This window comes from Rhodococcus chondri (genome assembly GCF_036327435.1).
GTDB classification, from domain to species: Bacteria; Actinomycetota; Actinomycetes; order Mycobacteriales; family Mycobacteriaceae; genus Rhodococcus; species Rhodococcus chondri.
In genome coordinates, this window is record NZ_JAUZMZ010000384.1 from 1 (window position 1) to 908 (window position 908).

Here is a 908-nt window from a genome sequence, read left to right on the forward strand (position 1 = left end):
CTCACGGCCGGGTCGGGGGCTGCGGGGGGTCGAGGATCTCGCCGTCGATCACCGCCCCGGGCCGGGGTGGCCCGGTGGGGGCGGTCAGGTGGGGGCTCAGGCCGACGACGGTGTGGTCGACGACCTGCCCGTCGACCACCACGAGTCGTGCGCCGCGCACCCGGGTGCCGTGGCGACGGCGATGCCGGGCGGCGAGGGCCCGCACCGCGGGTCGCAGCAGCGCCCGGGTCGGCAGCAGCAGCAGCACGCCCAGCGCGGTGGTGAGCAGACCGGGCAGCAGCACCAGCGCGGCGCCGACACCGATCAGGAGGACGTCGGTGACCATCCTGCCGGCCACGGCGTCGACGGAGGCGGCGGAACCGAACGTGCCGCCGCGCAGTTTCCCGAGTCCGTCGAGGGCGCGCCGACCCTGCGCGCCGAGGACCGCGTATCCGGCGATGCTGACGGCCAGAAACAGCACGATGGTGGCCGCGGCGCCGAGCACCGACCCGAGCCAGGCGAGCACGGCGATCTCGGCGACGACGTAGGCGGCGAACAACAACAGGTACATGACGGTCCTTCCGTGCGCGGCGCGGAACCCGGGGAGGAACCCGCGCCGGAGGGTTGTCTGTGCAACGAACGGCGCGCCGGTTTTGCTCCCGGACTCGCGGCGGCGGCGCCCGTGATCGAATGACCGGCGTGGATGCGGGCGACTGGGCGGTGCTGCTGACCGCGGCGACGGCGGCGGGCTGGGTCGACGCGGTGGTCGGCGGGGGCGGACTGATCCTGCTGCCGGCGCTGTTCCTCGTCGCGCCGGGGCTGACCCCGCAGGCGGCGCTGGCCACCAACAAGCTCACCGCGATCTGGGGTACCGGCGCGGCGGTGCTCACCTTCGCCCGGCGTATCCCGCTGCGGTGGTCGGTGCTGGC

At 75.1% G+C, this 908-nt stretch carries 2 protein-coding genes; one reads left to right on the plus strand and one right to left on the minus strand.

All coding sequences use genetic code 11. The annotated features are described in order from the left end of the window. Position 1 precedes the first annotated feature (1 nt). Entirely contained in the window at positions 2-550 is a 549-nt protein-coding gene (locus Q8814_RS26285; protein ID WP_330154847.1) for an FxsA family protein, read from the minus strand. 128 nt (positions 551-678) lie between these two features. Here Q8814_RS26285 and Q8814_RS26290 point away from each other — a divergent pair. Further along, a partial coding sequence (locus tag Q8814_RS26290) for a TSUP family transporter (RefSeq protein ID WP_330154848.1) occupies positions 679-908 on the plus strand: 230 nt, incomplete at its 3' end.

What these genes read in the sequence shown, in the direction of transcription:
- Q8814_RS26285 (WP_330154847.1), bottom strand. Translation starts at nt 550, where the DNA reads ATGTACCTGTTGTTGTTCGCCGCCTACGTCGTCGCCGAGATCGCCGTG.